The 24842-nt window shown below is 37.3% G+C and carries 22 protein-coding genes; 12 read left to right on the top strand and 10 right to left on the bottom strand.

The genetic code is table 11. The features are described from left to right. Window position 1 precedes the first annotated feature (1 nt). The 3 genes from rimM to ffh all read right to left on the bottom strand — a co-directional run bounded on the left by rimM (window position 2) and on the right by ffh (window position 2407). The gene (rimM, locus tag H4J67_RS04475; protein ID WP_070375881.1) at window positions 2–532 is read right to left on the bottom strand and encodes a ribosome maturation factor RimM; all 531 of its coding nucleotides are present in this window, start codon (window positions 530–532) and stop codon (window positions 2–4) included. A 26-nt stretch (window positions 533–558) separates the two neighbouring features. Beyond that, the gene (gene rpsP / locus H4J67_RS04470) at window positions 559–807 is read right to left on the bottom strand and encodes a 30S ribosomal protein S16 (RefSeq protein WP_070375880.1); all 249 of its coding nucleotides are present in this window, start codon (window positions 805–807) and stop codon (window positions 559–561) included. A 208-nt stretch (window positions 808–1015) separates the two neighbouring features. Further along, entirely contained in the window at window positions 1016–2407 is a 1392-nt protein-coding gene (ffh, locus tag H4J67_RS04465) for a signal recognition particle protein (protein WP_182173603.1), read from the bottom strand. 257 nt (window positions 2408–2664) lie between these two features. Between ffh and H4J67_RS04460 the strand changes: the two genes are divergently transcribed. From H4J67_RS04460 to H4J67_RS04450, 3 genes are all read left to right on the top strand, one after another. Next, window positions 2665–3771: an SO_0444 family Cu/Zn efflux transporter gene (locus tag H4J67_RS04460; RefSeq protein ID WP_182173606.1), complete on the top strand. Its 1107-nt coding sequence runs from the start codon at window positions 2665–2667 to the stop codon at window positions 3769–3771. A gap of 89 nt (window positions 3772–3860) precedes the next feature. Continuing rightward, entirely contained in the window at window positions 3861–4661 is an 801-nt protein-coding gene (locus H4J67_RS04455) for a cytochrome c biogenesis protein CcsA (RefSeq protein WP_182173609.1), read from the top strand. Between the two features lie 77 nt (window positions 4662–4738). Continuing rightward, window positions 4739–6022, top strand: coding sequence for an HlyC/CorC family transporter (locus H4J67_RS04450; RefSeq protein WP_182173612.1), 1284 nt, complete (start codon window positions 4739–4741; stop codon window positions 6020–6022). A gap of 497 nt (window positions 6023–6519) precedes the next feature. Here the strand turns inward: H4J67_RS04450 and H4J67_RS04445 are convergent, their stop codons facing one another. Together H4J67_RS04445 and gshA are read right to left on the bottom strand one after the other, a co-directional pair. Continuing rightward, window positions 6520–7140 (bottom strand): hypothetical protein, encoded by a 621-nt coding sequence (locus H4J67_RS04445; protein WP_182173615.1) that lies wholly within the window; start codon window positions 7138–7140, stop codon window positions 6520–6522. An 826-nt stretch (window positions 7141–7966) separates the two neighbouring features. Next, window positions 7967–9538 carry a glutamate--cysteine ligase gene (gshA, locus tag H4J67_RS04440; RefSeq protein WP_310650647.1) on the bottom strand — a complete coding sequence of 524 codons (1572 nt, stop codon included), beginning with the start codon at window positions 9536–9538 and terminating at the stop codon, window positions 7967–7969. A 270-nt stretch (window positions 9539–9808) separates the two neighbouring features. On the opposite strand from gshA, the gene H4J67_RS04435 reads away from it, so the two are divergent. Together H4J67_RS04435 and H4J67_RS04430 are read left to right on the top strand one after the other, a co-directional pair. Then, a complete protein-coding gene (locus H4J67_RS04435) occupies window positions 9809–11170 on the top strand; it encodes a Na+/H+ antiporter NhaC family protein (protein ID WP_182202991.1) in 1362 nt (453 codons plus the stop codon). Beyond that, window positions 11171–11878 carry a TIGR01621 family pseudouridine synthase gene (locus tag H4J67_RS04430; protein WP_182173621.1) on the top strand — a complete coding sequence of 236 codons (708 nt, stop codon included), beginning with the start codon at window positions 11171–11173 and terminating at the stop codon, window positions 11876–11878. 205 nt (window positions 11879–12083) lie between these two features. Here the strand turns inward: H4J67_RS04430 and H4J67_RS04425 are convergent, their stop codons facing one another. Both H4J67_RS04425 and H4J67_RS04420 read right to left on the bottom strand, forming a co-directional pair. Then, window positions 12084–13439 (bottom strand): sodium-dependent transporter, encoded by a 1356-nt coding sequence (locus tag H4J67_RS04425; RefSeq protein ID WP_182173624.1) that lies wholly within the window; start codon window positions 13437–13439, stop codon window positions 12084–12086. Window positions 13440–13681: 242 nt separating this feature from the next. Further along, the gene (locus H4J67_RS04420; protein ID WP_070375873.1) at window positions 13682–14164 is read right to left on the bottom strand and encodes a YajQ family cyclic di-GMP-binding protein; all 483 of its coding nucleotides are present in this window, start codon (window positions 14162–14164) and stop codon (window positions 13682–13684) included. Window positions 14165–14320: 156 nt separating this feature from the next. Here H4J67_RS04420 and H4J67_RS04415 point away from each other — a divergent pair, with 156 nt between their 5' ends. Next, window positions 14321–14671 carry a VanZ family protein gene (locus H4J67_RS04415; protein WP_182173627.1) on the top strand — a complete coding sequence of 117 codons (351 nt, stop codon included), beginning with the start codon at window positions 14321–14323 and terminating at the stop codon, window positions 14669–14671. A 1-nt stretch (window position 14672) separates the two neighbouring features. Continuing rightward, window positions 14673–15602, top strand: coding sequence for a ketopantoate reductase family protein (locus tag H4J67_RS04410; protein WP_182173630.1), 930 nt, complete (start codon window positions 14673–14675; stop codon window positions 15600–15602). Window positions 15603–15612: 10 nt separating this feature from the next. Here H4J67_RS04410 and thiI read toward each other — a convergent pair whose 3' ends face one another. From thiI to pomA, 3 genes are all read right to left on the bottom strand, one after another. Beyond that, window positions 15613–17067, bottom strand: coding sequence for a tRNA uracil 4-sulfurtransferase ThiI (gene thiI, locus H4J67_RS04405; protein ID WP_182173634.1), 1455 nt, complete (start codon window positions 17065–17067; stop codon window positions 15613–15615). A gap of 194 nt (window positions 17068–17261) precedes the next feature. Then, window positions 17262–18200 carry a flagellar motor protein MotB gene (locus H4J67_RS04400; protein WP_182173637.1) on the bottom strand — a complete coding sequence of 313 codons (939 nt, stop codon included), beginning with the start codon at window positions 18198–18200 and terminating at the stop codon, window positions 17262–17264. Window positions 18201–18212: 12 nt separating this feature from the next. Then, the gene (gene pomA / locus H4J67_RS04395; RefSeq protein ID WP_182173640.1) at window positions 18213–18980 is read right to left on the bottom strand and encodes a flagellar motor protein PomA; all 768 of its coding nucleotides are present in this window, start codon (window positions 18978–18980) and stop codon (window positions 18213–18215) included. Between the two features lie 513 nt (window positions 18981–19493). On the opposite strand from pomA, the gene H4J67_RS04390 reads away from it, so the two are divergent. The 5 genes from H4J67_RS04390 (at window position 19494) to H4J67_RS04370 (ending at window position 24791) form a co-directional block, all read left to right on the top strand. After that, the gene (locus H4J67_RS04390) at window positions 19494–19757 is read left to right on the top strand and encodes an exodeoxyribonuclease VII small subunit (RefSeq protein ID WP_070375867.1); all 264 of its coding nucleotides are present in this window, start codon (window positions 19494–19496) and stop codon (window positions 19755–19757) included. Continuing rightward, window positions 19757–20647 (top strand): (2E,6E)-farnesyl diphosphate synthase, encoded by an 891-nt coding sequence (gene ispA / locus H4J67_RS04385; protein ID WP_182202989.1) that lies wholly within the window; start codon window positions 19757–19759, stop codon window positions 20645–20647. Before H4J67_RS04390 ends, ispA begins: the two co-directional genes overlap by 1 nt. Before the next feature lie 37 nt (window positions 20648–20684). Next, a complete protein-coding gene (gene dxs / locus H4J67_RS04380) occupies window positions 20685–22568 on the top strand; it encodes a 1-deoxy-D-xylulose-5-phosphate synthase (RefSeq protein WP_182173646.1) in 1884 nt (627 codons plus the stop codon). A 177-nt stretch (window positions 22569–22745) separates the two neighbouring features. Next, window positions 22746–23717, top strand: a complete 972-nt coding sequence (locus H4J67_RS04375) for a hypothetical protein (protein ID WP_182202987.1) — start codon at window positions 22746–22748, stop codon at window positions 23715–23717. 117 nt (window positions 23718–23834) lie between these two features. Continuing rightward, window positions 23835–24791: a hypothetical protein gene (locus tag H4J67_RS04370; RefSeq protein ID WP_182202985.1), complete on the top strand. Its 957-nt coding sequence runs from the start codon at window positions 23835–23837 to the stop codon at window positions 24789–24791. Window positions 24792–24842 lie beyond the last annotated feature (51 nt).

The raw sequence follows: 24842 nt of genomic DNA, 5'->3' as shown, positions 1-24842 counted from the left end.
GTTAGAAACCTGGGTCCCAGTCAACACAAATTTGTTTATTTTCAGCACTAATTGATTTTACAACTTGTTCAAAAAGATACGGAATTAAACGCTCTTTTTGACCAAAGCCGTCATTACGATTAGCTTTAACAACCAGTACATCGTTAGCGCCAGTTTCTAAAATTTCAGAAACATGACCAAGGTCGTAACCTTTGTCAGTAACAACAGACATGCCGATCAAATCGCGCCAATAAAACTCCCCGTCGGGCAATTCTGCTAGTGCGCTTTCGTTGACAAATATTTCTGATCCGACAAGCTTTTGGGCTATATCACGATCATCAATACCAGCAACATGAACAACGAGTCCGTTATTATGTTTGCGCCAATCAGATATATCGACTGATTGTATTTTATTCCCTAATTTTAGAGACCAAGGAAAATAGTCTAATATAGCTTCGGTTTCATCAGTGAACGAATGAATTTTCAACCAACCTTTGATACCGTAAACTGCGCCTACTTTACCTAAGATGACTTCTTTATTTATTTCTTCCACAACAACTCCTAAACCTACTAAATTAATTAAGCTGCTACTTGAGCGTCTTTAACTAACTTAGCCACACGATCAGATAAACCAGCACCTTGACCAACCCAATGGTTGATACGGTCTAGGTCTAAGCGTAATTTCTCAGCTTGACCTTCTGCTGTTGGGTTAAAAAAGCCAACTTTCTCGATGAAACGACCATCGCGAGAGTTACGGCTATCTGCAACAACAACCTGATAGAATGGACGCTTTTTGGCGCCGCCACGAGCTAAACGAATGGTTACCATATCGCCCTCTATTATTTAAAGTGTTAAAACGAATTTTCCAGACATTTCCTGACACCCTAGGTGACAGAAAAGCTCGCGTATTTTACGCTTCCTAGGATAAATAGCAAGTATAAAGATCGTCCAGTGCTAATGATAAACCTGAAACGACTAAAGACTAAAAGCAAAAAAGGTAGCGAACGCTACCTTTTGAAATTAAATATTGTTTATCTTAACGACCGAACATTCCGCCACCTGGGCCACCACCTGCACCGCCTGGGGGCATCATGCCTTTCATTGAACGCATCATTTTCTGCATGCCACCTTTACCTGACATTTTTTTCATCATTTTCTGCATTTGCATAAATTGTTTTAATAAACGATTCACATCTTGGATTTGAGTACCTGAACCTGCAGCAATTCTACGTTTTCTAGAACCTTTAATAATATCAGGACGCTCACGTTCACCTTTAGTCATAGAGCTAATAATAGCTTCCATTCGTAAGGTTAATTTATCATCCATTTGATCTTTAATTTTATCTGACATACTGCCCATACCAGGCAATTTGTCCATCATGCTAGTCATGCCACCCATGTTTTTCATTTGCACAAGTTGCTCACGAAAATCTTCTAAATCAAAACTTTTACCACTTTTAAATTTTTTGGCTAATTGCTCAGCTTTCTTCTTATCAACCTTTTGTTCAACTTCTTCGATTAAAGAAAGTACATCGCCCATGCCTAAAATACGTGAGGCAATACGGTCAGGATGGAAAGGTTCTAATGCTTCAATTTTTTCGCCAACACCCATAAACTTAATCGGCTTGCCGGTAATATGGCGAATAGAAAGCGCAGCACCGCCTCGAGCGTCACCGTCAGTTTTAGTCAGTATGATACCAGTTAACGGTAAAGCGTCGCCAAAGGCTTTCGCTGTGTTAGCCGCATCTTGTCCCGTCATTGCATCAACGGTGAATAATGTTTCTATTGGATTAATAGCCGCGTGTAGGTCTTGAATCTCAGTCATCATGTCTTTATCGACATGTAAACGACCCGCAGTATCAACAATTAATACATCAAATAAAAACTTTTTAGCATGCTCAATAGCTGCATTAGCAATATCGATTGGTTTTTGCGAAATATCACTTGGGAAAAATTCAATATTAATTTCGTTTGCTAATGTTTCTAGCTGTTTAATAGCAGCCGGACGATAAACATCGACACTGACGACTAATACCTTCTTCTTTTCACGCTCTGTTAAGTATTTTGATAACTTTGCCACAGAGGTTGTTTTACCCGCCCCTTGCAAACCTGCCATTAATACAATAGCTGGTGGAGCCGCTTTTAAATTAAGGGTCTCGTTGACTTCACCCATAGCATGTTCAAGTTCTTTTTGAACAATTTTTACGAAGACTTGTCCTGGAGTAAGACTTTTAGAGACATCTTGACCAACCGCGCTCTCTTTTACTTTAGCGATAAAATCACGAATAACCGGTAAGGCAACATCCGCTTCAAGAAGTGCCATACGCACTTCACGTAATGTTTCTTTAATGTTGTCTTCTGTTAATCGGCCACGGCCACTGATATTTTTTAACGTTTTAGTTAAACGATCGGAAAGATTCTCAAACATGTATGACTCTATATTGTGCTGAATATAAAAATTATTGCATATTATACCCGCCAATAAAATAAGCGAAAGGGTTAATAGCAAATCCTCTCAGTTTCTTCATCCTCATTAGGGTTAGATTTATCAAATAGCTGCAAGAGTAAATAACAGCAGATCAGATAAATAAATCGTGGTTATTTGATAACGACTAATGCACCTTAATATAAGTATGGTAAGCTGTAGGTTGGTTTAACTTTTATATAATTAATATAGTGACTGTCTTGGAATATTTATCTGAATTACTGACAAACTTTTTAGCCCTAAGCGCTGAAGCAAGTCCTTGGTTATTATTAGGTTTACTCATCGCTGGTTTAATGAAGTCTTGGGTACCCACTAAAATTTTAAGTCAACATTTAGGCGAAGGGAAACTCGCTATTGTTAAAGCCGCACTCATTGGCGCACCTTTACCTTTGTGCTCATGTGGTGTTATCCCTGTTGCAACAGAATTGCGTCGCAGTGGCGCTTCCGCTTCTGCAACCTCATCCTTCTTAGTTGCGACCCCAGAAACAGGCGTTGACTCTGTTTCTGTTTCATATGCTTTATTAGGGCCAGTGTTTGCTATTTATCGGCCAATAACTGCGATATTTTCTGCTATTATTACTGGTCTATTGGTTTCAACGATAAAAAAAGAAGATATTACTCTGCCCAAATCAGCAGCAGAAGATGCACCTAGTTGTTGTCCAAGTAAGAAAAAAGTAGTTACTGAACCTGTACTTGCGACAGAAAATGTAAAATCTTCATGTTGTGCCAGTGAAAAAACATCTGAACCACCAAAAAAATCAGCAAGTTTTATCAGTAAAACCACCTCAGGTATTCATTACGCGGCAACGCAATTGATTGACGATATCATTATTTGGTTATTAGTCGGTTTAGTTTTTGCCACGTTAATAAAAACATTTTTACCCGCCTCTTTTTTACTTAGCTACGGAAGTGGTTTAGGCGCAATGTTAGTGATGATTGTTATATCAATCCCTATGTATATTTGTGCCACTGCATCAACCCCTGTCGCCGCGGGCTTTATTTTAGCCGGTATATCTCCTGGCACAGCGTTGGTCTTTATGATGGCTGGCCCTGCAACCAATATCTCAACATTGGGCGTCATTAAAAATGAAATGGGCAGCAGTGTTTTAATCCGGTACTTATTAGGTATTTCGTTATGTGCAATTGGCTTTGGCTTATTACTTGATTGGGGCTTGGTATTTTTTGATATGAATATTACCCAACAAATGCAACATAGCCATGAATTACTGCCCTTTTGGTTTGGTTTAACTTGCGCAGGTTTAATTGCCTTTTTATCAATAAAACCTTTAAGAAAATTAGTTTTATAGTTTTAATATAGGGTGTATTACCCGCATTCTGATAGAATCGTTTGCAGGTATAAATACCTAACTTTTAAGTTCTTGTGTGGGAGCACGTTGTGAGTTTTTCGGATATTTGTTCTTTAATTGCATTTTTTGCTTATACTGTAGCAACTTCTGCAATGTTATTACGTTTATTTCATCCTAAAGGGCCTAATTTAGTTTTCGTATTATTTTTTGGCTGTTTAGCTATGGTGCTTCACACCTTAAGTAATGCACAGTTTTTAGTTGCTCAAGCAGATATTAACTTTGCATTACCTAACGTTATTTCTTTAGTCAGTTTAATTATTTGTTTATCAGTCTCTGCATTTGCCTTGCGCTTTAAAGTGAATCTACTCTTGCCAGTTATTTATGGTTTTGCGGGTATTTGGCAATTTTTGATGGTCTTCATACCGAGTGTAGAACAAGCCCCGTTAATTAATCATCAATTAAGTGTAATAAGCCATGTGACGCTTGCACTGCTCTCTTATTGTACGCTGGTCATTGCAACACTTTATGCGTTTCAAGTGGCTTATATCCATTTAAAATTAAAAACAAAAAATTTGGTGGCGGTCAGTCATTTACCGCCATTGATGCAAGTTGAAGGTCAGCTTTTTATTATATTAAGTATTGGCACGAGTTTTTTATTACTCAGCCAAGTGATTGGCTTCTTATTTTTAGATGGGATGATCTCACACGAAAACTTACATAAAACGATATTGTCTGTATTAGCCCTGTTGGTCTATTCAACGATACTCTGGGGTCATTACAATAGGGGGTGGCGTGGACATCGAGTATTAATATTAATGGTTACCGGTAGTGCTTTATTAACATTGGCATATTTCGGTAGTCGATTTGTTAAAGAATTTATTTTACTGTAAATTATCGAAACAATTGTCATTAAATAAGTATATAACGTACTTAATGACTATATATAACACAACATAGGGTTCCTTTTTTGGACAACATATCAACGGAAATGCTCTTTGCCATTCTTGGCATTCTAATTATTCTATCAGCCTATTTTTCAGGATCTGAAACTGGCATTATGTCGCTTAATCGCTATCGACTTCGCCATTTAGAGAAACAAAATCATCAAGGTGCTAAACGCGTCAGTAAATTATTAGAGCGTCCAGACCGTTTAATTGGTTTAATACTCATTGGCAATAATCTTGTTAATATTGCGGCCTCTGCGATAGCCACTATTATCGGCTTACGTTTGTTTGGTGACATGGGGGTTTTAGTTGCAACCATTGCATTAACACTTGTTGTACTTATATTTTCTGAAGTAACCCCAAAAACATTAGCGGCGTTATACCCTGAAAAAATCGCTTTTCCAAGCTCAATTGTTTTATCTTTTTTATTGAAGCTGTTGTTCCCTTTTGTTGTTGCTGTAAATTGGATCACTAACGGTTTATTGCTATTAATCGGTGTTAGTTCTGAACAACGTGTACATCACAGTTTAAGCTCAGAAGAACTGAGAACCGTTGTTAATGACTCTGGGGCTATGTTACCCGAGCGCGATCAAAATATGTTGGTCGGTATTCTTGATCTAGAGAAAGTGACCGTTGAAGATATTATGATCCCACGTAATGAGTTAGTGGGCATTGATATTAATGATGACTGGAAAAAGATTCAAAAACAACTGGCACAATCAAACCATACCCGTGTGTTATTGTATCGAGACAATATGGATGATGTTGTCGGTTATATTCATCTACGTGATGCATTGAAACTCTTATTCAAAAATCAATTTACTAAAACCACCTTAATCAGAGCAATAAAAGAATTATATTTTATTCCCGAAGGCACCACCCTGAATGTGCAACTATTAAAGTTTCAGCATGCCAAAGAACGATTAGGCTTAGTCGTCGATGAATATGGTGACATTCAAGGCTTAGTAACCCTAGAAGATATTTTGGAAGAAGTCGTTGGTGACTTTACAACAACGATGACGCCGACGACAAGTGAAGAGGTTAATGCACAACCTGATGGTAGTTATTTAGTCGATGGAAGTGCTACGGTGAGGGATATTAATAAAGAAATGACATGGAATTTCCCTACCGATGGCCCTAAAACATTAAACGGCTTAATTATCGAATATTTAGAAGATATACCAGAAGCTAATTTAAGTGTACGTATAGCAGGTTACCCTTTAGAAATTGTTGATGTCTCAGATAATATGATCAAAACAGTTAGGATCCTTCCTGAACTTTATCTCGATAATGATAAAGAAAAGTAGCAAGTTTGGTTACACCACAGATATAACACAAGGCCTTAAATCATCATTTCAAGGCCTTTTTTTATGAAATCCTTATCATAGTAAAAATTACTTTTAGATGCTCTTATTTCTTCTTTTGTGGATAATAGCAGCAAGCCACAAAGTTATTCACAGAGTTATTCACACCACTTAATCTAATAATGATTTTTCCACAATTTCTGTGGATAACAAAACGCAGCCCAATAAGAGCCAGCCCTCAAATAATGCAATGCCTTTCTTTAATATTTATGAAGTTTTTTTTACAATAATTTTTATGATAAGAAACGTAAGCCATTGCGAGCATTTTTACTGCAAAGAGATTGTATAAGTACTATTTATGCTACATGTTATCACTACTTATGTTATGTAACTCGGTGAACAATCATCGGCTTTAATTTAGCCCTAAAACTAAAAAGCATGACCTTTTTATAAAAGACCATGCTCACAAAGCTAATTACAGTTATATCGACAAATAAACTTTATGCAAAAAATAATCGCCATAACCAACCATGATTTAAATCTGCTTCACAGCTTTTTAATTGGCTACTGTAGCGCCGTGCTCGGTTATCGACTTTGCGGGCGACCTTTGCCAGCCAAGGCTTCTGTTTATAAGAGCGACGCTTAAAGCCTCCCCAACCTTCGTGATAATTTAAATATTGGTTGTAAGCATCCCATTTAGAGACCTTATTAATTTTCTGTGTTTTAAATATAAACCAACCCATAAAATCAATAGCGTCGTCAAAGTCATCACGGTCGGCGCCAGAATTGTCTGTTTCTTTAATATAATCATCCCAAGTCATCGTTTTTGCTTGAGAGTAACCGTAAGCAGTACTTACCCGACCCCAAGGGATAAAACCCAGTAAATAGTCTCTAGGAGGCAAAGCATCGGCTCTAAATGAACTTTCTTGGAACATCATACTCATGGGCACATGGATAGGCACCCCCCAACGCTCACGCACTTCTTTGGCAGCAAAATACCAATCACGGTGTTCACGAAAAATTTCACAGATATTTTCAGGATTTTTTGGCGGTGATGTAGCACAACTTGAGAGGAGTATGATGCTGAACAATGAAATAAGAAAAGGTTTAATAAACGACATAACATCAGTACGTTATTGGATTGGATATTGTTATCATGCCAGAAAGATGACCTTATACCAACTAGATAATAGTGAGAGTAGTGTTGTAAAAAATATTTTCATTTTAAATGAAACATTATTGAACTAAAACTAGAACTGCCACTCTTACTTAGCAGTGTTTATGTTTCTCCTTTAGTAGTTATGTTTTTATTGCGCATTCTTTTTTAAGTAATGCGTTTTTTTTTGCCTAAATACCAGTAAACTTTTATCAGCACTTTATCTGCATTTTATATGTAATAAGCGACTTAATCACCAACGACTCTGCCGATAAAACAATGAATAAAAATAGCTAAATTAATTGAACTAAAACCACAACTAACACTCTTACTTTATAAGTGTATATGTTTCCCTTAGTTGTTATGTTTTTATTGCGCATTCTTTTTTAAGTAATGCGTTTTTTTTGCCTAAATTCCAGCAAACTTTTATCAGCACTTTATCTGCATTTCATCTGTAATAAGCGATTTAATCACCAACGACTCTGCCAATAAAACAATGAATAAAAATAGCTAAATAAATGGAACTAAAACCACAACTAACACTCTTAGTTTATAAGTGTTTATGTTTCCCTTAGTAGTTATGAGTTGTTATGTTTTTATTGCGCATTCTTTTTTAAGTAATGCGTTTTTTTTTGCCTATTATTTAGCAAAATGAAATGAATAAAGTCAACACGACAAAGAAGTGGGGGCTTACAAGAGCAGTTATACATGAACAAGAGTTTTACTGTCAGGAGTGAAAGATGAAATAGCACGTAAACTAACGCGCTATTTTGACGAGTAATTATTAAAGACTATTTACCAAAATAGTCAGCTAAAAAAGTATCAAAATCTACTTGGTCAGCGTTTTCAATATCCATTTGTCCTTGATGTGACTTTGTTGCCGCGTCAATAAAATACTGCTCATTAAACACCTGATAATCTGCCGCTAGTAACTGTTGACGATAGTCTTGTGCTTTTTGTAAAGCGATGCCTGTTAAGCTTTGATTTTGATTTACCACACAATCGAGTAATTGAGCGGAAGGTGTTAAATTAGGATCAAGTAATTTTTGTTGTTCATTGGCCACCGCTTGACTATATTTTTCACTGCCATAAGCACTATCTAATAAGATTGCAACTTTCTGCATTTGTTGGAAGATTTCACTGCCCCAGGCTTTCACTGATTTATCACAACCATTATCATTGAGTAGTAAAAGTGGATCTCTACCTCGAACAACAACCTCGTCCATATTGGCATCGCAGCTTTCTTGTTGTTGATAAGTAAATAGAGGACTCTCAGCTAAAGCACAATAGGTAATAAAAACATCAAGGAAATAAACTTGCTCAATGCTGATCCCCGTATCAGAGAATGGATTAACATCAAGGGCGCGTACTTCAATGTATTCAACCCCTCTATTTCTTAATGCTTCTGAAGGTTTTTCTCCAGATTTAGCAACTTGCTTAGGCCGAATAGGCGCATAAAGTTCATTCTCAATCTGTAAAATATTACTGTTAAGTTGCTGGTATTTTCCGTTAACCTTTAAACCGAAGGCAGCAAATTTTTCTGAAGGTAGATTAATCGCATTTTGTACACCATCTAAATAACCATTTAAATCGTTATAACAAATTTTCAACGATGCTTGTTCGCTGTTGGTGTAACCTAAATCACTCATTCTCAACGATGTAGCGTACTCAAGGTACATATAACCACTCGCTGACTTTTTGAAAGGTAGCGTAGTGGTTTTATTTTTCAAAAATGAACCACAAATAGTTGGCGAGCTACCGTAAAGATAAGGTATCAACCAGCAATATCGTTTGTAGTTACGTAATAATGAAAAGTACTTTTCTGATATAAAATCATTTATTGGTGCCTTATTTTCTGAAATTTTTTGCATACTTTGCCAAAAACCTTGAGAAAATGAGAAATTAAAATGAATACCAGAAATAACCTGCATCATACTACCGTAGCGATTTTTTAGTCCTTGACGATAGGCTGTTTTCATTTGACCTACGTTTGATGAACCATACTTTGCTAGCGGTATGGCATCATCATTGTCAACAAAACATGGCATACTCATTGGCCACAGCAGTTCGCCATCAATTTTACTTAAGGTATATTTTTGAATATCTTGTAATTGCGCGATAGTTGTTTTGGGATCAAAACTCACCGGTGTAATAAACTCTAATAACGTTTCTGCGTAGTCCGTAGTGATATTAGGATGTGTTAACGCAGCGCCTAAGCTTTTATGGTGGGGGGCTAATGACAAACGTCCTTCAGGTAAAACGCGTAAACCTTCTCGTTCTATGCCTCGCCCAATGCCTGTTAAGGAAGATAAATGTTCATCTTGGCTAAATGCCATTACATAGTCATCAAAAGAAAGTTTCAAAAATAATCCCTAATACATTAAGCGTAGCTGCTATTGACTATTTGAGGGTAATAATTAACTTTTCAATACTTTATCGTATTAAAAATCAATCTTAGGTGACATCCTCAAAATAAACATTCATTTTCTAAAAGCACTAGACCGTAAAACACTAATTTTATTTTCAAAATAAAACTAATCAAATTTGTATGAATCTCTTACAAAGCAGTTTCTAAACATTAGCGCTTACGGTAAAGTGCATTATAAGATAATAATAAGAAAATAGTTAAAATCATGCAAGACAGTCCTTTTTCATTACTTCCTCCACTTGTTGCTATACTTATTGCCATTTGGCGAAAAAACGCTCTATTAGCTTTATTCTGCGGTTTAATTTTAGCAAGTATCATGTCGACAAACTGGCAAATAATAACGGGCTTAACCGATGGTTTTTTGGCGATTGGTGGTGTATTCACTTCTACCAGCAACCTTTATATCGTTAGTTTTAGTTTATTAATTGGCGCATTAGTGACCCTAATGAATAAATCAGGTGCGGTTAATGGCTTTATCGAAAAGCTGTCCTCATTAAATTTAGTCAAAAACGCTCGACAAGCAAGTCTGCTGCCGACAATTATTGGTACCAGTATTTTTACCGATACTAATTTAAGTATGTTTACCGCGGGTATGGCTAGTCAGAAACTCTTTGATAAATACAAAATTAGCCGCGCAAAGTTAGCCTACCTAATTGACTCAACTTGCGCACCAGTAAGCATTTTATTATTAATAAATGGCTGGGGTGCTTATGTATTAGGGTTACTTGATGATTATCAACTTGCCGACTCAGTGGGTGTTTTAATCGGTACGGTTAGTTATAACTTTTACGCAATAATCGCTATTTTATTGGCTTTTTTTACCGCCTACAGCGGAAAAATTTATGGTCCAATGAAAAGTGCAGAGTCTTTGGTAACCGAGCAGCAACAAGATACTGTAAAACAAATAGCGCCAGCCTATATCATGTGGTTGCCTTTATTAACGTTATTAGCATTGACCCTAATTTTATTATGGATAACAGGTGATGGCGACATACGCCGTGGCTCAGGCTCATTTGCTGTGTTTTGGTCAATCATCAGCGCTTTTATTTTATTAATGCTATTAATTACCTTGAATAAACTCCTTAGTGTTAAAGAAATAACCCTCAGCTCCGCTGCAGGCATTAAACATATGTTTCCTGCTGTTGCCATTTTAGTCTTGTCATTTGCTTTTGGTGACGCAATAAAAGGTTTGGGCACAGGTATTTATGTCAGTGAATTATTTAATGTTGAACTGCCGTTATTTTTAATGGCACCCGTTATTTTTATTGCCGCGGCGTTAATGGCTTTTGCAACAGGAACCTCTTGGGGGACTTTTGCTATATTGGTACCTATTGCTGTACCTATCGCTCAACAAAGTGGGTTACCCATAGAATTTTTAGTCGCTGCTGTGTTAGGTGGTGGCGTATTTGGCGACCACGCCTCTCCTATTTCTGATACAACCGTGGTTGCATCAATCGCCAGTGGTTGTGATCATTTCGAGCATGTTAAGACACAATTACCATATGCATTATTTGGTGCTGTGCTCACGATTATTCTTTATATTTTCGTAGGATTAGGGCTTTCATAAGTGCAATCAATTAATATAATTTTTGAACACAATAATTTTATTATTGTAGAGAAACCGGCCGATGTTAACTTCCATGATGAAGGCGACCTTGAGCAAGGTTTTTTCAACCAAATTAAAAAACAGGGAAAAGCGCAAGGTAAATTTGATGATTTATTCCCGGTGCATCGTCTTGACAAAATGACTTCAGGTTTAATGATTTTTGCAAAAAACTTAGCGACTACGCAAGAGTTTCAAACGTTATTTGAACAACATAAGATTGAAAAATATTACTTGGCGATCAGTGATAAAAAGCCTAAGAAAAAACAAGGTTTGATTAAAGGCGATATGGAAAAAAGTCGCCGAGGTATGTGGAAATTACTGCGAACACAAGTCAACCCCGCTATTACACAGTTCTTGTCGTATTCACTTAGCGATGGTCAGCGTTTGTATTTATTAAAACCGCGAAGTGGTAAAACCCACCAACTACGTGTTGCCTTATCGAGTATTGGCTCTCCAATACTCGGTGATCCACTTTATGCAACGCAAGATGCTTATCAAGAACAACGTGGTTATTTACATGCATACGCGCTGAGTTTCACTTTAGATGGGGAAAATTATCAATATGTACTTTGCCCATCTTCTGGAGAAAGATATTTAAGTGAATCTTGCCAACAACAATTAGCGGCCATTAAGACCCCTTGGTCACTTACTTGGCCAAATATAAGCTAACAACAGCCCCTATTGAATTCATCATCTAGGCCAAGACTCCGTCATCCTGATACTGAAATAAATTCAGCATGACGACAAGGGTGAAAGGCAAACGCCATTCTACTAACTAACGCATTGTCATCCTAACCAATTCACTGAGACTGTGAACATAAAAAAAGCGAGCTAAGCTCGCTTTTTTTTATGTTCATTTTTAAATTCTACTGTTTTAGAAAAGATTTAATGAATGAATAAACACGACACCTATCGCTGTTGGACAAACAAACTTGGTATACCAAGGCCAAATTTTCCAAAACACACTATGCTCTGCACTATCATGACCTTGCTTAAGCTCCATAAGCACATCATTTCTATGCCAAATCCAGCCAACAAAAACACAACATAGCATCGCTATAATCGGTTGCCCATATTGCGTAGCAGCAATGGCAACAAAATCGAGCATAGTTTCAATATTTAAAACGATAACCACGCTCAATAAGAAAATACCAATACCAATTAAGCTGGTCGCTTTTTCTCTTGGAAGGTCATGACGCTCGACCACGTAAGACACCGGTCCTTCAAGCATTGAAATAGAAGATGTTAAGGCGGCAATAGACATTAATAAGAAGAAAGCAAAAGCGACAAAGCTGCCCATATTACCCATGCTTTCAAATAAACTAGGTAAAACAGTAAAGACCAGACTTGAACCATTGATTAAACTGCCATCATCAGCAAATATCGCTACGCCTTGCGCTTGGGCAACATACATCGCAGGAATAATTAATAAGCCGGCTAGGAATGCGATAGACACATCAATAAGCGTAACTTGTGCACCTAGGGTAATTAAATTCTCTTTTTTAGAAATATATGAACCATAAATAATCATCACACTGGTGCCTAGTGACAAAGAGAAGAAGGCTTGCCCTAATGCGCTAATTAATAAATCAGCTTCAAATACACGGGAAAAATCAGGGTTCAAATAAGCATTTAATCCCTCGGCTGCACCATCTAAGGTAACAACATAAATAATTAACAGTATTAATAAACCGATCAACATTGGCATTAAACGTGTTGACCATTTTTCAATACCATCTTCAACGCCATGGCGAATAATAAAAACGGTCAAGATCATAAATAAAGCGGTAAAGCCTAAATTACGCCACAAAGATTGTGAAATAACCCATTGCGCTGCATCACTTAAGCCAACAAAGGTTAAAACGGGTTCAACGGCATAAGACATCATCCAGCCCGCTAAAATCCCATAAAAACTAAGAATAAGTGCTGCACAAACTATGCCTCCAAAACCAACAAAGAAGGCGGATTTTTTCTGCCAAAGACTGCGTGACATTTTTTCTAGCGAGCTAACGGCATTCGCTTGCCCGTATCGACCTATTAATAATTCGGCCATAAATGCAGGGTAAGCTAAGCAAAAGGCTAAAACTAAATAAACTAAAACAAAAGCAGCACCACCATTACTTGCTGTTTGTGTTGGGAATCCCCAAATATTGCCTAAACCAACAGCGGAACCTGCCGCTGCCATGATAAAACCAATCCTAGAACTAAACCCACCTCTTGAAACACTCATTAAACATAATCTTTATTATTATTAGAATGCGGTTAATCTACTTAATGTGTCATCAAAACAACAGCGTTAATTGTCTAAAAGTCAGCAATTTGTCACTAAAATCATCGTGTACTTGTAAAGATAAGATTACTTACCGAGTAAAACAAAAAATAAACGTATAAAAAAAAAGCACCGATAGTGCTGTTTTTTAGTATTGAGATATTTACCCTTCAAAGGCTTAACATATTAAAGAAAGCGCTGTATTAGTCGCGAAAGTTGTTAAACTGAAAAGATTGCTCTAAATCGCCTTCACGAATTAATTGCATGACCGCTTGTAAATCATCACGTTTTTTACCAGTCACTCGTACTTGATCGCCTTGAATACCCGCTTGTACTTTTAACTTACTGTCTTTAATTAACTTAATGACTTTTTTAGCGATAGGTTGCTCAATACCTTCTTTAAAGGAAAGATTTTGAGTGAAGGTTCTACCTGTATGCTCGGTATTAGAAAGGGTTAGGGCTTTAGCATCGATATTACGCTTTGCCAACTGCACGCGCACCATATCTACCAGTTGTTTTATTTGAAAGTCACCTTCAGCTTTTACTACCACGTTGGGCTTTTTCCATTCAATGCTCGCTTCAACACCACGAAAATCAAAACGCGTTTCTAATTCTCTCTTGCAGTTTTCAGTTGCATTTCTTACTTCTTCCAAATTAATTTCGGAAACGATATCCATAGAGGGCATGATCTTGACCTTTCGATAATTCAATAATTTAAGTGTTGGTAATCTTAGCAAGATTACCACTAACGGGTAAAGGTGATCGCAACGGCTATTTTCACATGTTATGATGAATAATTACAAACTAATGACTTCATGAATTACCCCTTAATGAAACGTTACATGCAACGACTAACTATATTAGTTTTTTTACTGGTATTAGCACTGATTTTTTTAGTCCCTAATGATTTAAAAACCACCGTTATTAATAAAATACAAATAGATACTATTGGCCATATCATTGGTTTTTTTGGTCTGACTTGGATTTTAGTCGGTTTGATGAAACTACCTTTAATCAATACGGTTATTTGTTTATTTTTTTATAGTGCATTTACTGAATTAAATCAATATTACTTAGGTTTTCGCAGTGGGGAATTTTTTGACTTTGTCGCTGATGTTGTCGGCATATCTTTCTTTGCTGTTCTTCAGTGGATCTTTGTACTTTATCAACAGCCCAAAGGTATAAAAAGATAAGATGAATATTGTTATTGTTGGCCAAGGTGCAATAGGTTTACTTTGTTATCATCGGCTTTCTCAAGCGATAATTAACCAACAAGGTGATAACTTAGTATCATTATGGCCCTCAACGCCAACAACATTATCTGATTACTTTTTTAGTGAAATAAATGATGTTGCAAAAAGCTTTCCACTTACAATGGCTAATAATCAATTAATTGCCAGTGCTGACGTTATAATTTTTTGTGTAAAGTCTTATCAAGTCACCGCAGCAATGAAAGCTGTTGATCATTTAATCAGTGACAATGCTGTTATTATTCTTACCCACAATGGTTTAGGAACTCTCGAAGAAATTAACTCTCGACTTAAACCGTCACAATGTTTATTGGCTTTGTTACTTACGCAAGGCGCTAAAAAAGTCGCTCCTTATCATATTAAACATACCGGCATGGGCCATAGCGATCTGGGTATTATTTATGGGACACTGCACTCAATAAAGCAAAAGCAATTATTAGAACTCCTTAATAAAAGCCTGAAACAGCTTAGCTGGCAAGAAAACATTCAACAAGCGCAGTGGAAAAAGTTAGCCATTAACTGTGTGATCAACCCTATTTCAGCACTAAACGATATTGAAAATGGTGAAGTGAATCAAAAAGCTTACCAGAGAATGACCGAAGATATTATCAGTGAGGTCGTTGCTGTAGCGACGAAGGAAGGCGAAATATTAAGTGAGATTTTATTACGACAGTTAATCCATAATGTTGCTAAAAGCACTAATAAAAACACCTCTTCGATGCGTGCTGATGTGCTTAATAAACGTCGTACCGAAATAGAGTATATCAACGGTTACATTCACCGTTTAGGGGAGAAACATCAACTAACCACAGCGATAAATACTCAACTATGGTTAGCTGTTAAAGCACTTGAGGATAAATACTTACCCGAGTAAACGTGTCATATTAAGGACGATAAACTTTAACGTTCTTATAACCTTCACCAATTAAGTATAGTGTTTGTAGCTTACTCATTACACCTTGGTCACAATACAGTAAATATTCTTTATCTTGCTCTAACTCACTAAACTTATTAGGTAGCTTATAAAAAGGAATATGAATAACGTTGACGTTTTCAAGTTCGAGAGGATTTTCGTCTTCTTCATCAGGGCTTCTAATGTCAATAACGATTGAATCGCTAGGAAGATCGTCTACTGTATCAACCGCATGAATTTCTTCTTCACTTTCTTTGCCTATATCGCGTATATCATAAACACGGGTTTCTTCAACAACCTTGTCTAAAATATCAAAATCAAACTTTTCTTCTTCTGCTTCGATCTTTGGTAAAATAGCTTTTATTGTTGGTCGTTTAGAGATAACACCACAGTATTCAGGTATGGTTTTAGAAAAATCTTCCGTGCCAATTTTACGAGCAATATCAATAATATCTTGTTTATCGTAAGCAATTAATGGACGAATAATTAACGTATCCGTTACTCTGTCAATTATGTTTAAATTAGTTAATGTTTGACTCGATACTTGACCTAATGCTTCGCCGGTAACCAATGCTTTAATTTTAGCGCGTTTAGCGATTTGAGCAGCAGCACGCATCATCATACGTTTAAGAATAACGCCCATTTGTCCGTTATCTACTTTTTCTAAAATTTCAGCAACAACCGGTTCAAAATCAACGCAAAAGAATTTAACTTTGTGTGAGGCACCGAATTTATTCCACAAATAGTAGCTCATCTGCTTCACGCCAACTTCGTGAGCAGCGCCACCTAAATTAAAGAAACAATAGTGAGTACGAGTACCTTTTCTTATCATTTGAAAACTAGAGACACCAGAATCAAAACCGCCTGACATTAACGATAAAACATCTTCTTGTGTTGCGATTGGGAATCCGCCTAAGCCTTCGTGACGCTCAGCGACAATAAATAAATATTGTTCCTTAATTTCTAATAAGATAGTTACGTCAGGTTTTTTCAGTTTAACCTTCGATGACTCAACATGTTTTTTTAAACCACTACCAACATATTGTTCAACTTCTAATGAACTAAAATCATGTGTTCCTTTACGTTTTACTCTAACGCAGAAAGTTTTGTTCTCAATAGTTTTTTGGTGTGCTACTAAAGTTTTTTCAAAAATGCTATGAACATCAGTGTATAACACTTGTTGGACTTCAAGAAAATGAGCAACACCAGGAACACACTTTAAGGTTTCAATTACTGCCAAACGATTTTTAGGACAGTTATTTTTAGTATTAACCTCTATATTATCCCAGTTTGCCTGAGTGGTAATTTGCTCATCAACACGTCGTAAAACATTTTTAATGCTGGATTCTAAAATTTTAGTAAAGCGCTTACGAACCGGACGACTCTTTACAGCAATTTCAGATTGGAGTTTTACGATGAATTTCATGAACAAGCGACCCTAAATATCAAACTAGACTAAAGGCCATAATCGGCCGACAAAAATGATGGCGCGAATTATACACGAAATTGAAATGAAGAGTAAGTTGAAAAGAAGAGTAAGTTGAAAAATGTACGCTAAGCAATAAACGGGGGTTTATCACTTAACTCCATCACGACAGTTGAATTTCTCAGCTTAATTTATTATTTAATAATAGAAACAGGTTCGGTTTCCTTAGCTTTACCTTGGTTAATTGAAATCTCAACACGTCGGTTTCTTCTACGATTTAGCGCGTTAGTATTAGGCACTACCGGTCTTGTATCGGCATGACCAACAACCAGTAAACGCGACTGGTCAAACTCAGGGACTTTAATTAATTCATGAGCAATAGCGACAGCTCGTTTACTTGATAAATCCCAATTTGAAGAAAATAACTCTGAACTAATACCGCGATCATCTGTGTGTGCAGAAACCATAATTTCACCCGGAACCGTGTTGAGTAGTTCACCTATTTCTCTAATGATAGGGCGAAACTGTGGTTGTAAAAAAGCAGAACCCGAAGGAAAAGAACCATTTTCACGAATACGAATAATTACTTGTTGTCCGAGAGATTCAAGCTCTATGGCACCATCTTGAATTTGTTGTTCTAATTGATCAGCAATTTTTTTAACTAATTCATTTACTTGCTCTTGCGAAGCCTGCTCTAATTCGTCTTGAGCCTTTTGCATTGCCTGGGCTGACATTTCATCTGCAGTACTTTGTGATTGTCCACCACGTTCTGTACCTCGTTGTTCTTGTCGACCACCTGCAGAGGTTTCATCACCTGCTTGGAACTCCAACATCTGTTGTGTCATTTCCATGGTTTGTTGCTGGATTACCTGAATAGGTGTTGGCTCTGGTTTACCTGGGCGGAACTCTTGCGCGATAATACTGGTGCCTTTGGGAATATCTTTTACTTCAATCTTATTTTGAACACCAAAGGCGAATTTCATTGAACCCGCGATTTGTTTAAATTTCAAAACATCCATTTCAGAAAAAGATAAAAGTAAAACGAAAAAGCACATTAATAGTGCCATTAAGTCAGCAAAAGTACCCATCCAAGCCGGGAGTCCGGGAGGTGGACATTTACATTTTTCAGCCATAAATTACTCCCGTTATTCTTCTTCTGTGGTATTTACAACACGCTTACCTTCAGCAAGATAGTTTTTAAGCAACCCCTCGATAACACGTGGATTTTGACCATCTTGAATACCTAAAATAGCATCTAGAATGAGTTCTTGATTCATTTTCTCTTCAGCTAACCTAAGCTTTAATTTTGAAGCAATAGGACTAGCAATAACGTTAGCAAGGAACGCACCATAAAGCGTTGTTAATAGAGCAACAGCCATGGCCGGACCAATAGATTTTGGATCATCCATATTTGATAGCATCGCCACCAAACCAATTAAAGTCCCTATCATGCCCATTGCAGGCGCAACATCAGCAAGCGCCATCATCATGCCAACGCCAGTTTCATGTCGCTCTGAGGTTAATTGAATATCTTTTTGTAAAGTACCTCTAACTACATCAGCGTCGTGACCATCGACCAACATATCCACACCTTTTTGCATAAAACCATTGGTGATCTCGGCTTCTTCTAATGCCAAGAAACCACCTTTTCGGGCCGCATCTGCCATCTCAACTGATTTTTCAATAAGGTCGTCAGGTTGTTCCATTTTGAACATAAAAGCTTTAACTATAATTTTCCCAATTCCAAAAAACTGACTGAGATTATATTGAGATAACACAACAAATATTGAACCACCAAAAACAATAATAACTGACTGAACGTCAATAAACATACCGATATCACCAGACAACATCATTGCCATAATGAGTAAACCTATTGCGCCTACTACACCTAATATTGTTGCTATATCCACAAAAAAGTCTCCACAAAAAAATGATACGGATAGTCGTATTATTTGATAATACATTAAGGTATTACGATACGCGAATACTTATATTCTTATCCACGCTCGTGATTTACCCGTAACCATCCAAAGCGCAGAGTTAAAACGGCATATGAACGGGTTACGGCTCTATAAGTTTATTATCGTCTATATTGTCAATAACTTAAGTAATTAGTCCCTATTTTTAAGGTTAACTTGACTGAACAAAATAATTGTTCTGTATCTTTAACAACGTACAGTCCAGAAACAGTTAATACTGCCAACTAAATTCGCTATATTTATGCTAAGCCAATTTATATTTATCTAGTTATCGTTAAGCGCAACGCGTTAATGATAAATATAAGCGCTATTCTAGTCGTAAAATGACCCACAATAGAAAGTATATGATAGTCATTAAGGGGCAAAAGCATTTGAAGTTTATTGATTAATTAAGGCGTTTGGTATAAATTTGCGCATAGATATTTAATCACTGAACCCTCGATGATGGCTAAGAAAAAAATAGAAAACTTAAGCTTTGAAGAATCACTCTTAGAACTTGAAACTATTGTTCAGAATTTAGAACAAGGAGCGTTGAGTTTAGAAGATTCAATGACCCTTTTTGAGCGCGGCTTAAATCTCAGCCAAGCCAGTCAAGAAAAGTTAAAAAATGCTGAACAAAAGATTCAAATCTTACTGACAAAAAATGGTAAAGCTCAACTTGAAGATTTTGAAAACGAAGTTGACTCAGAAAGTTTGGGTAGTAATTAGTGACCCAATTATATCAACTCGACTTTTATCAAACGCGCATTAATGAATACCTTGCCAACAAATTAGCCGCTTATGAAATAAATGATCAAAAATTGCTATCGGCAATGCAATATGGCTTATTAATTGGTGGTAAACGCATGCGTCCTTATTTAAGTTATATTACCGGTGATGCACTGGGACTTAACTTATCTGACGTTGACGGTATTGCGGCAGCATTAGAATGTATTCATGCTTTTTCATTAATTCATGATGACTTACCTGCGATGGATGATGATGATTTACGTCGTGGGCAACCAACTTGTCATAAAGCGTTTGATGAAGCGACTGCTATTTTAGCGGGTGATAGTTTACAGACGCTTGCCTTTGATATTTTAGTTAATCATAACTTTAGCGCCGCGGTTGAATCAAAACGTATTAGCTTAATCCGTCAATTAGTCAATGCTTCAGGTTACCAAGGCATGTGCGGTGGACAAGCACTTGATATTTCTGCGACCGATAAAGTGATCACTTTAGTTGAACTAGAAAAACTACATTCACTAAAAACAGGTGCGTTGTTAAAAGCCTCTGTGACCATGGTTACAGAGTTAAGTAACGATATTTCTGCCGATGAAAAGCACCAACTCGCCGTTTATGCTGATCATATTGGTTTAGCCTATCAAGTGCGCGATGATATAATTGATATTATTTCTAGTGTGGAAGAGCTAGGAAAACCAGCAGGTTCAGACGTTTCCTCTAATAAAAGTACCTACCCTGCGCTATTAGGTTTACAGGGCGCTCAGCAAAAAGCTGACAACTTATATCAACAAGCACTTCAAGCTTTAGCAACTTTACCCTACAATACAGATAACTTAGCTCAATTTGCGACGTTTATTATCAAACGCGCTCATTGATCTTGATCTTGCAATTTAAAGAATAAACAAAATAAATATGACTATAAATCTTGCTGACTACCCTTTATTGGCCAATATAAATTCTCCTGACGATCTGCGCATGTTAGATAAGAGCCAGCTAATTCAGGCCAGTACAGAACTGCGTAGTTACTTATTAAGTTCTGTAAGTAAAAGTAGTGGCCATTTTGCTTCTGGATTAGGCACAATAGAATTAACGGTCGCATTACATTATGTTTATAAAACGCCCTTTGATCACTTGATATGGGATGTTGGCCATCAAGCTTATCCACATAAAATCCTAACAGGTCGACGCGATCAACTGCATACTATTCGTCAAAAAGATGGTTTGCACCCTTTCCCTTGGCGTGAAGAAAGTGAATATGATGTATTAAGTGTTGGTCACTCAAGCACATCTATCTCTGCGGCACTCGGTATGGCCGTTGCTGCAGAACAAGAAGCCAAAAATCGTAAAGTTGTTGCTGTTATTGGTGATGGCGCAATGACAGCAGGTATGGCTTTTGAAGCGTTAAATCATGCTGGTGATATTAAAAGCGATATGCTGGTTATTTTAAATGACAATGAAATGTCAATTTCAGAAAATGTTGGTGCATTAAATAATCACTTTGCTAGATTGTTATCTGGCAGTATATATACAGGGATACGCGAAGGCGGTAAGCGCATACTTAAGGGTATTCCACCTATTAAAGAATTAGCAAGTCGTGCCGAAGAACATTTAAAAGGCATGGTTGTACCCAGTACCTTTTTTGAAGAGTTAGGCTTTAATTACATTGGCCCTATCGACGGTCATGATGTCAATGGTTTGGTTGATACCATTACTAATATGCGTAACTTAAAAGGACCTCAAATCCTTCATATTGCCACTAAAAAAGGCAAAGGTTATCACGCAGCAGAGCAAGACCCAATAAAATATCATGCTGTCCCTAAATTTGATCCCGCACAAACGAGTTTGCCAAAGAGTAAGCCAAGTTTACCCACTTATTCAAAAATATTTGGCGATTGGCTCTGCAGAACAGCAGAAAATAATGATTCACTAATAGCCATTACACCTGCCATGGGTGAAGGCTCCGGCATGGTTGAATTTAGTCAGCGCTTTCCTAATCAGTACTTTGATGTCGCGATTGCAGAACAACACGCGGTAACTTTTGCTGCGGGTCTCGCAATTGGCGGTAAAAAACCGGTAGTCGCTATTTATTCAAGCTTTTTACAGCGTGGTTACGATCAATTCATTCATGATGTGGCGATCCAAAACTTACCCGTTTTGTTCGCAATTGACCGAGCCGGCATTGTTGGCGCAGACGGGCCAACTCATCAAGGCTCATTTGATTTAAGCTTTATGCGTTGTGTTCCAAATATTGTTATTATGGCACCATCGGATGAACGAGAATGTCAATTGATGCTTAGCACGGGGTTTAAGCATAATGGTCCTGCGGCTGTTCGTTATCCAAGAGGGTCAGGCAACGGTGCGCCTTTACCTGACATCGGCGAAACAATTGAAATAGGTAAAGCAAAAACTATTTTAGAAACAACCACTGACAGTGCTGAGCCAAAGGTTGCCATTTTAAACTTTGGTAGTACCTTTGATGAAGCAAAGATAGCGGCTCAACAATTAAATACGACGCTCATTGATATGCGTTTTATAAAACCGCTTGATGAAACACTTATTGACCACATTGTAAAAAGCCATAGTGTTATTGTGACCGTTGAAGATAATGCAATTGCGGGTGGCGCAGGTTCAGCAGTCAATGAATATATATTAAGCCAAGGTGTTGCGATTAAAATATTAAATATTGGCTTACCTGATACCTTTATTAAGCATGGCACCCAACAAGAGATTCATCAGGAACTTGGCTTAGATAGCAAAGGTATTATTGATAAAATAACCTATTTTGTTGAACGCTAAACATTGTTAAAACTCCAACCCAAAGTCACTAATAATAGTTAAATATTAGTGACTTAATCTTTATCTCCCCTATCTTTTACTCTAATTACCCTCTTATTTTTACCACTAATTATTGTTTTTTTCTTTAAAAATTTGTCTTTATCTGCTTAAATAATATACGCGATATATTTCTCATACATGAATAAGGATTATTTAATAGAATTCAATCGAAGTATTATTTCTCTTGCGCTAATTTCAGCCCTCACCGCTTGTGGTGGCTCAAGTAGCTCTAGCACTAAAACCCCCACAATAGCACCACCACCTGCTCCGGTACTCATACAAACCGTTATCAAAGGTAAAGCGATAAAAGGCACAATAGCAAACGCTGTGGTTACTGTTTATAAATACGTTGACAGAAAAGCAGTTAAACTTGAAGATGCCGAGTTAGCTGCGTCTTCAATTATTACTGAAGATGATGGTAGCTATACCATTACCCTTTTAGATTATGACGGCGCTATCAAAGTAGAGTTATCGGTTGGTGAAAATACCACGATGATATGTCATGCTCCTGCAGGTTGTGGTGAATTAGCCCACGGCGCCACAATAGCACTAGCTACTGTTGATCCAACCTTAGTATTATCAGCGATTTCAACCGTAGGGAGTGATAATGCAGGGACCGCAAATGTAAATATTTCAGCTGTCACCCATTTAGCCGCAGCACTTATAGAAGCCGATGAAAGCGGAGTTAGTGAAACGACAATACAAGCGCACTCTTCTATTATTGCCAATGCTTTTAATATTATGAGCAGTTTAAAGGCACTTGAGCCAACGGCTGTTGAAAATGCAACCAGTGTTGCAGGTGAGGATAATGTTAATGAGTTACGCTACGGCTTGATCAATGCTGGCATCATGTCTGTTTTGTTTGCCGGTCAAGAAAATACTACGGGTGTTTTATCGGATAGATTAGCCGATGTTATTGAAGATATAGTCGAACACAATGGCGCATTATTGGTACACCAAGATGATAACGATGAAGGTTTTGAACTGTCTTTAGTTGAAGTTCTTGATAGTGCTGGCGATGTTGCCGCTGCTGCAGCTCAAGCGATAGCTGCAGATAAGATATTATCAACCCAAGATAACAGTGAAATACTGAGCGAGCTTGACCAGTAAGAAATTACCTTAGAAAACTAATCAGAATATGAAGAGGCTAATGAAGATGAAGATGGCCGCATTGAGCCTGAAACGGAAATACCAACAACAGGTGATGCTATTGCTAAAGCAAAAGCTATGGTTGCTGATGTGCGTCTCTTTAGTCATTTATTTGAAGTGGGTAAAGAAGCCAATACCGGTATAACCACCGAAGGCGACAAGTACATCGAGCTCATTGATAGTGCTGGTTTAATGGTCGAGGCTGAAGCAGCGAGCTTTTTATTACTAGCAGACGTTACCAACGCCTTATCAGAAATGGGTATAAGGTATGAAGCAGGCACCATTACGGAGGGAACCTTCCCAATAGGCCCATTTTTGAGTATTGATGGTGCGGTAGGTTCTATAACGCTTGATGAAGAAACGGCTAATGGCGGCATATTATTTAAAATCAGTGCCACTTCAGGTAGTGAAAAAATCAGCTTGAATGCTTCAGCCTTTTTTGCTGAAGACGGCTTAAGCATTGTTTTAAACCTTGATGGTTCAATTGAATCAGCGGGTGCCATGCTATCGTTGACTCAAGATAGCTTCGCAAAAGTTAACCTTGATAGTGCGATTAGTCGAACCTCACTTGAAGATGATACCTACGCAGGAGAAATAAGCTCTGGGGAGTTATCGCTTGAAGTTATCTTAGAACAAAAAGCAAGTGATACGGTAATAGACCCAGTCGCTTTTACCGGTATGATAAAGACAAAGCTTGTACCCGTTACGGTTCATACTTTAGATGAAAAAACTATTTGGGCCAGAGACGAAAACGGAGATCTATATACAAACGAAGATGGCTCTCTTGTTAGAGACGACAATGGTAATATCATCAGAGAACTTGACCGATATGGCAAAAGCACTGATATACAAATTCTTCCTGAAATGTTGACTTTAAGTGGTGGCTTTAGCTCACAAGAAGGTAACTTAATTAAAGCAACTATTACTGTTAACATCCAAGACTTAGAAAGCTATGAAGCACCTGAGTTTAAATATATTGGTGCGCCTATTGCAGATATACTTTCTGTTGTTGTTTCTGGTGACAAAACACAGTAAACGCTTCATCTTCAGAGATAATTACTGATGGGTTTTCGCTAACTTATACTT

Origin of the sequence: Colwellia sp. BRX10-4, from assembly GCF_014077465.1 — a bacterium.
Lineage (GTDB): Bacteria > Pseudomonadota > Gammaproteobacteria > Enterobacterales > Alteromonadaceae > Colwellia_A.
The sequence above is the reverse complement of the archived record's forward strand: the minus strand, read 5'-3'. Positions and strand labels throughout refer to the sequence as shown.